The organism is Actinoplanes sp. NPDC051633 (assembly GCF_040681735.1).
Taxonomy (GTDB): domain Bacteria; phylum Actinomycetota; class Actinomycetes; order Mycobacteriales; family Micromonosporaceae; genus Actinoplanes.
The window spans coordinates 1-6873 of sequence record NZ_JBFAZH010000345.1; the positions used below are offsets into that span (position 1 = coordinate 1).

7 protein-coding genes are annotated in these 6873 nt (G+C 71.6%); 2 read left to right on the forward strand and 5 right to left on the reverse strand.

Going from position 1 to position 6873, the window contains the following annotated elements; all coding sequences use genetic code 11:
• The coding region (locus AB0M20_RS19965; protein WP_364300138.1) for an ATP-binding cassette domain-containing protein at positions 1-513 on the reverse strand (513 nt) is incomplete at its 3' end.
• 76 nt (positions 514-589) lie between these two features.
• On the opposite strand from AB0M20_RS19965, the gene AB0M20_RS19970 reads away from it, so the two are divergent.
• On the forward strand, positions 590-1357 hold the full coding sequence (locus AB0M20_RS19970; protein WP_364300140.1) for a TetR/AcrR family transcriptional regulator C-terminal domain-containing protein: 768 nt from the start codon (positions 590-592) through the stop codon (positions 1355-1357).
• Here the strand turns inward: AB0M20_RS19970 and AB0M20_RS19975 are convergent.
• On the reverse strand, positions 1326-1991 hold the full coding sequence (locus AB0M20_RS19975) for a UdgX family uracil-DNA binding protein (RefSeq protein WP_364300142.1): 666 nt from the start codon (positions 1989-1991) through the stop codon (positions 1326-1328). The genes AB0M20_RS19970 and AB0M20_RS19975 overlap by 32 nt on opposite strands.
• A 55-nt stretch (positions 1992-2046) precedes the next feature.
• The gene (locus AB0M20_RS19980) at positions 2047-3393 is read right to left on the reverse strand and encodes an aminotransferase class I/II-fold pyridoxal phosphate-dependent enzyme (RefSeq protein WP_364300144.1); all 1347 of its coding nucleotides are present in this window, start codon (positions 3391-3393) and stop codon (positions 2047-2049) included.
• Between the two features lie 67 nt (positions 3394-3460).
• Here AB0M20_RS19980 and AB0M20_RS19985 point away from each other — a divergent pair, with 67 nt between their 5' ends.
• Complete coding sequence (locus AB0M20_RS19985) at positions 3461-4708, forward strand: bifunctional pyridoxamine 5'-phosphate oxidase family protein/GNAT family N-acetyltransferase (RefSeq protein ID WP_364300146.1); 1248 nt, start codon at positions 3461-3463, stop codon at positions 4706-4708.
• Between the two features lie 20 nt (positions 4709-4728).
• Here AB0M20_RS19985 and AB0M20_RS19990 read toward each other — a convergent pair whose 3' ends face one another.
• Positions 4729-5784 (reverse strand): hemolysin family protein, encoded by a 1056-nt coding sequence (locus AB0M20_RS19990; protein ID WP_364300148.1) that lies wholly within the window; start codon positions 5782-5784, stop codon positions 4729-4731.
• Positions 5781-6873 (reverse strand): hemolysin family protein (locus AB0M20_RS19995; protein ID WP_364300150.1); only part of this gene is annotated, 1093 nt, incomplete at its 5' end. The genes AB0M20_RS19990 and AB0M20_RS19995, both read right to left, overlap by 4 nt.

Sequence of the window (6873 nt, forward strand, 5' to 3'; positions counted from 1 at the left end):
GGCACGTGGGTCGAGCCCGGCGGTGGGCTCGTCGAGGAACAGCACAGCCGGGGTCAGGATGAGACCGGCCGCTATGTCCAGGCGGCGGCGCATGCCGCCGGAATAGGTCGAGACCGCCCGCTCGGCGGCCTCGTCGAGGCCGAAGGCGACAAGCAGTTCACGAGCCCGGGTACGGGCGTCGGCGGTGCTCAGGCCGTAGAGCCGGCCGAACATCACCAGGTTCTGCCGGCCGCCGAGGATCTCGTCGACCGCCGCGTGCTGCCCGATCAGGCCGATCCGGCGCCGGACCTGGTCGGCCTGGCGCCGGACGTCGAAGCCGGCGACCCGCGCCGAGCCGTCGTCGTAGTCGATCAAGGTGGTGAGGGCTCGCACCGCCGTGCTCTTGCCGGCGCCGTTCGGCCCCAGCAGCCCGTGGATGGTGCCGGCCTCGACGTGCAGGTCGAAGCCGTCGAGGGCGTGCAGATCGCCGTAGCGCTTGCGTAGTCCGTCCGCTGTCAGAGTGTGGTCGGCCACCGGTGCTCCTAACTCCGTACGCCACACGGAAAAAGTGGCGCGGTACACCGTACACCCCACGGGGTAATCTCCGCACATGGAAAATTCGGACGTTGACCGCACCCTCACGCTGCTGTGGCGGCGGACGCTCGGCACGCCGCAGGGAACGCGCGGGCCGAAGCAGCGGTTCAGCGTCGACGAGGTGATCCGCGCCGGGGTGGAGGTCGCCGACGCCGAGGGGCTGCCTGCCTTCTCGATGCGCAAGGTGGCCGACCGACTCGGCCTGAAGCTGATGTCGATCTACACCTACGTCCCGGGGCGATCCGAGCTGATCGGCCTGATGGTGGACGAGGTGGCCGGCGAGCGGGAGTTGCCCGAGCTCAGCGGCACGTGGCGGGACCGGCTCACCACGGTCGCGCAGCAGCTCTGGGACGAGTTCCACCGCCACCCGTGGCTGCTGCAGGTCGACGAGAGCCGGCCCTGGATCGGGCCGCACGTGTCCGACCGGTTCGAGTGGCAGCTCTCCGCGATCGAGGGCGCCGGATTCACCGACCTGGAGATGGATCAGACCATCACCCTGATCAGCGATTTTGCGGCGGCCGCCGCGCGCACGTCGGTCAACACGCGGCGGACCGCGGAACGATCCGGCATCTCCGACCTGCAGTGGTGGGAGATCAATGCTCCGATCCTGGAGCGTGTGATGCCGGACGGCGCATACCCCATCTCCGGCCGCGTCGGCCAGGTCGCCGGCCTGGAATACAACGCGGTCGGCGACCCGGACCGGTCGTTCCGCTTCGGCCTGGACCGGATCATCGACGGTCTGGCGGACCTTCTCAGCCGGCCAGGGCGCCCTGCGCGACCTTGAGATCGTCGACCAGGCCGCGATAGGCCGTCTCGCGGTCGTCCGCGCGCAACACCGCCGACGGGTGGATGGTCGCGACCGCCTGGATCTCGGCGACCGGGAAGTCCTCCGGGTGCTGCGCCGACGCCGGCCACGGCATGAGCTGGCCACGTGATCGGGTGACCCGGAAGGACGGGCCGAGCAGTGCCTTGGCCGCGGTAGCCCCGAGCACCACCACCAGCTCGGGCTTGAGCAGGGAGAACTCGGAGACCAGCCACGGTCGGCACGCGGTGATGTGGGCCGGACCGGGGTTCTGGTGGATCCGCCGCTTGCCGCGCAGCTCAAACCGGAAGTGCTTGACCGCGTTGGTGATGTAGACCGAGGACGGGTCGATGCCGGCGTCGTCGACGGCCTCACGGAGCAGGCGACCGGCCGGGCCGACGAACGGCAGGCCCTGCTTGTCCTCGACATCGCCGGGCTGCTCACCCACGAAGACGATGCGGGCATCCGCCGCGCCCCGGCCGAAGACGGTCTGAGTCGCGTTCTGGTACAGCTCACAGCCCTCGCACTGCGCCGCGGCGGCCTTGAGATCGCCCAGGTCGTCGACGTGCGACGGCACCCATTTCTGCGCTCCGGGTGGGTCCTCGTTCCTCGCCATGCACGAGTTCTACCCCTTATCCGCCCGACTGATCCCTCCGGACCACCCGATCGATTCATCTCGACGCCACGGCCGGGCCGACGGGATCGACCGCGGCGGCGATCGCGTCGGCGAGCGCCTCGACCCGGTCGTCGCCGAGGCCGCTGATGGTGACCCGGACGCCCGGTGGTGACTCGATGCGGAACAGCGACCCCGGGGCCACCGCGTAGCCCGCCTCGCGCAGCGCGCCGACTGCGCTGGTCTCGTCCGGCACGCGTACCCAGATGTTGATGCCCGTCGCACCCATGGCCTCGACGCCGCGAGCCAGCAGCGCGGACAACAAGGCCTCGCGCCGATCCTCGTAGGTCTGAGCGGCAAGGCGCACCACGGCGGTGACGCCCTCATCGCGCCAGAGTCGCAGCAGAAGGCGTTGCAGCACGGTCGACACCCACCCGCTGCCGATCCGCATCCGCCCGGCGACCCGCGCGATCGAGACCGCGTCCCCGGCCACCACCGCGATGCGCAGGTCGGGACCGTACGGCTTGGACGCCGAGCGGATGAAGGCCCACGAGCCGGTCACCGGGCCGATGGTGCTGAGGCCCACTCTGGCCAGCTCGGCGGCATGATCGTCCTCGATCAGCAGAACGCCTGGGTGACGCTCGAGCACCGAGCGCAGGGCGAGCGATCGGGCCGCCGTGACGAAGGCGCCGGTCGGATTCTGCGCCCGGCTGGTGATGACGACGGCCCGCGCGTCCTGGCTCAGCGCATGGGCGACCGCATCGGGCACCGGGCCCTCGGCGTCGAGGGCCATCGGGATCGCGCGCATGCCCAGGGCGGCGATCAGGTCCAGCAGGTTGGCCCAGCTCGGATCCTCGACCGCGACCGCGTCGCCCGGCCGCAAATGAGCGGTGAGCAGCCGCTCGACGGCATCGAGCGTGCCGCTGGTGACGGTGATGTGCGCGTCCTGCAACGGGACGCCGTCGGCGGTCAGCCGCTGCCTCGCGGCCTGCGCCAGGTCGGGTAGCACGCCGGCGTCGGCATAACCGATCGGCCGGCCGAGATCCATGGCGACGACGCCGAGATCCGGCCCCAGCGGCGGGAGCAGATCGCGGTCGGGCTCCCCCGCCGACAGATTCCAGACACCGGGCGCCACCTGAACTCCCCGGACCGACCTGGGCGTGGCGACCGGCGGCCGGGAACGCACGCGGGTGCCACGCCGGCCGAGCGCCTCGACCACCCCGCGCCGGCGCAGCTCGCCGTATGCCTTGGCCACAGTGGCCGGGCTGACGCCGAGCGAATCGGCGAGAGCGCGCACCGGCGGCAGCGCGGCGCCCTGCTCGAGCCGGCCCTCGCGGACCCCGGACTCGATGCTGGCGGAAATCGCTGCGGCACTCGCGCCGCTCGCCTGATATTGTGCTGTCACAGCAGTAATTCTGTACTAGCACAGCATCGTTGGCAAGCGAGCAAGCTCTCCATCGAGGAGGTTTCCGGTGACCGACCTCTACGCCCCGACCGCCCGGACCACGGCGAGCCGCTATCGCGACCGCATGCGCTACGACCGTGAGTCGGCGCACGCGATTCTGGACGATGCGTATGACTGTTGCGTCTCGTTCGTCGTCGACGGCGAGCCCCGACTGCTGCCGACGCTGCACGCCCGCGTCGGGGAGACGGTCTTCCTGCACGGCTCGACCGGCGGCCGGCTGGGCCTGTCCGCGCGCGGCGACGGCGTGCCGGTGTGTGTCGCGGTGACCCTGCTCGACGGGCTGGTCTACGCGCGCTCGCAGTTCCACCACAGCGCCAACTACCGGTCGGTGGTGGCGCACGGCACCGCCCGGCCGGTGACCGATCCGGTGGAGAAGCGGATGGCGATGACGGCGCTGGTCGACAAGCTCGGCCGCGGTCGCGCCGACGACACCCGGCAGCCGACCCGCAAGGAGCTGGATCAGACCAGCGTGCTGGCGCTCGATCTCGACGAGGTCTCCGTTCGGGTACGGACCGGTGGCGTGGCCGATGATCCCGCGGACGCCGGCCTTCCACATTGGGCCGGGGTGCTTCCGATCCGGCGGGTGACCGGGCCGCCGGAGCCGGACGACGGCACGGGCGCCGCGCCGCCGGACTATCTGCCGGGCACCGGGTCGCCGTGGCACACCGCCGTGACGTTGCGCGGCCGGCACGTGCGGCTCGAGCAGCTCGCTCCGGCCCACATCGACGGCCTGTTCACCGCTCTGGGCGACGACGAGGTGTGGCGATACCTGCCGACACCGCGCCCGGCCACGCGCGACGACACGGCCCAGATCGTGAGCGCCGCACTGCGAGCACAGTGGCTGGGTGAGCGGGTGCCGTGGGTTCAGCTCCACCCGGAGACCGGCGAGGTCCTCGGCGTGACGATGTATCACGACGTCGACGAGGCCGGGCGGGCGCTCGCCATCGGCCACACCATCCTCGGCCGGCCGTGGTGGCGCAGCGGGGTCAACTCGGAGTCGAAGCTGTTACTGCTCGAGCGGGCCTTCGACGTCCTCGGCGCGGAGCGGGTGTTCTGGTACACCGATATTCGCAACGAGCGCTCGCAGCGGGCGATCGCCCGCCTCGGAGCAAGCCGCGACGGACTGATCCGCCGGCATCGGAAACGACCGGACGGGTCGTGGCGCGACTCGGTGCTCTTCGCCATGACGGCGGACGAGTGGCCGGCCGCGGCGCAGCGGCTCCGTGAGCGGCTGAGCGCCCCACTGGGCGCATGACGACCCGCACGGGGGTGGGGTCAGCGCATCCGCCGGCCGGTCGGGACCGCGTCGGTCTCGTCGTCGAACTCCCCGATCACCTGTTCCAGCAGGTCCTCCAACGCCACGAACCCGGCCCGGCGGCCGTTCTTGGTGACCATCGCGAGCTGCGCCCGCGCCCCGCGCATGGCCGTCACCGCGTCGGTGACGGTCACGTCGGCGCGGAGGGTGAACGGCGCGTCCATCAGCTCCGCAGCTGTGGCCTCCCGACCGGACGTGGTCGCGCGGACCGCGTCGCGGACGTGGACCACGCCGGCCACCTGCCCACCCGGGTTGACCACCGCGAGCCGGGAGCGACCGCTGCGGCGCGAGGCCTGCTCGAGGTCGGCCGCGGCGGCGTCCGGGGTGACCGTGACCAGCTGGTCGTCCGGGATGAGCACGTCGCTGACCTTCTTCTCCTGCAGGCGCAGCATGCTCGTCAGCAGGGCGGTCTGCTCGGCGCCGATCAGTCCCTCGGCCTCCGAGCGCTCGAGGAGGATGTTCATCTCCTGCGGGCCGTGCGCCTGGGCGAGCTGGTCCTGCGCGTGTACACCGAAGATCTTCAGCACGGCGTTGGCCAGCGCGTTCAGGGCATTCAGGCCGGGCCGGACCATGCGGGTGAAGGCGCGGAAGGGCAGCGCCAGCAGGGTGGCCGACCGCTCCGGATGGGTGATCGCCCACGACTTGGGCATCATCTCGCCGATCACCAGGTGCAGGAAGGTGACGATGACCAGGGCGATCAGGAACGCGATCACGTGGCTCGGCACGTCCGGCAGGCCGATCGCGTGCAGCAGCGGGCTGAGCAGGTGCTCGAGCGCGGGCTCGGCGAGCGCGCCGAGCCCGAGCGAGCAGAGCGTGATGCCCAGCTGCGCCCCGGCCAGCATGACCGAGAGCTCGCGGCTGCCGTCGAGGGCGGCGCGTGCGGCTCGGCTGCCCTCGGCGGCTGCGTGCTCGAGCCGGTAACGCTTGCTGGCCACCAGGGCGAACTCGGCGGCGACGAAGAACGCGTTGCCCGCGAGCAGCAGCAATGAGCAGAGGATGGCCCAGGTGGTGTTCACGACGCCCCCTCTTCGGCCGCCGGCGTCGACGGCACGGCCTGCGAGACGCGGACGGTGCCGGGCACGTGGCGGTCAACCGAGAGCACGCGCAACACCATCGGGACGGCGTCCTCGTCGAGGGTCGGCGGCGGTTCCACGTCGACCTCGTCGCCCACCTTGGGCACCCGGCCGAGGCGCGACATGACAAGGCCCGACACGGTGTCGTAGGAGGGATCTTCCGGCAGCGCGAGGCCGGTCGCGTCCTCGACCTCGTCGATGCGCCAGCGGGCCGGCACCACCCAACTGCCGTCGTCCTGCCGCACCGGGGCCGGTTCGGGCAGGTCGTCCTCGTCACGGATCGGGCCGACGAGCTCTTCGGCGATGTCCTCGAGCGTGACGATGCCGGCGAAGCCGCCGTACTCGTCGACGACGCAGGCGAGCTGCCGGTGGCCGGTGCGCATCCGGTCGAGCAACGCCGGCACGCGCAGCGACGCGGGCACCAGCAGCGGCGCGATGGTCGCGTCGGCGACCGTGGCCGTCGACCGCTCGGCGATGGGCACATCCAGCACGTCGGCGATGCTCACCACCCCGATGATCTCGTCGACCCCGTCCTCCGCCCGCACCGGAAAGCGGGAGTGGCCGGTGTCCAGCAGATCGACGACGCGGGTCAGCGGGTCGCCGGCACGCACGGTGCGGACGTCGACCCGCGGGACCATGACCTCGGCCGCCGTCCGACGGCGGAAATCGAGGCCGCGGTCGAGCAGCTCGGACAGCTCGGGACCCAGCTGACCCTCGGCGCGCGACTCCGCGATGATCTGCTCAAGATCCTCCTCGGTGGCCCCCTCGGGCAGCTCCTCGATCGGCTCGACGCCGATGCGGCGCAGCAGCTTGGCGGCGGCGAGGTCGAAAAGCCGGATGACCGGGCCGAAGACGGCCAGATACATGAGCGTCGACCGGGACAGCGCCTTGGCGAGACCCTCCGCCCGCGCGATCGCGAAGTTCTTCGGCGCGAGCTCACCCAGCACCATCTGCACCACGGTGGCGATCAGCAGAGCCAGGACGACCGAGAGCGGGACACTCACCGCACCGGGCAGTCCGGCCCCGCCGAAC

What these genes read in the sequence shown, in the direction of transcription:
- AB0M20_RS19970 (WP_364300140.1), top strand. Translation starts at nt 590, where the DNA reads ATGGAAAATTCGGACGTTGACCGCACCCTCACGCTGCTGTGGCGGCGG.
- AB0M20_RS19975 (WP_364300142.1), bottom strand. Translation starts at nt 1,991, where the DNA reads ATGGCGAGGAACGAGGACCCACCCGGAGCGCAGAAATGGGTGCCGTCG.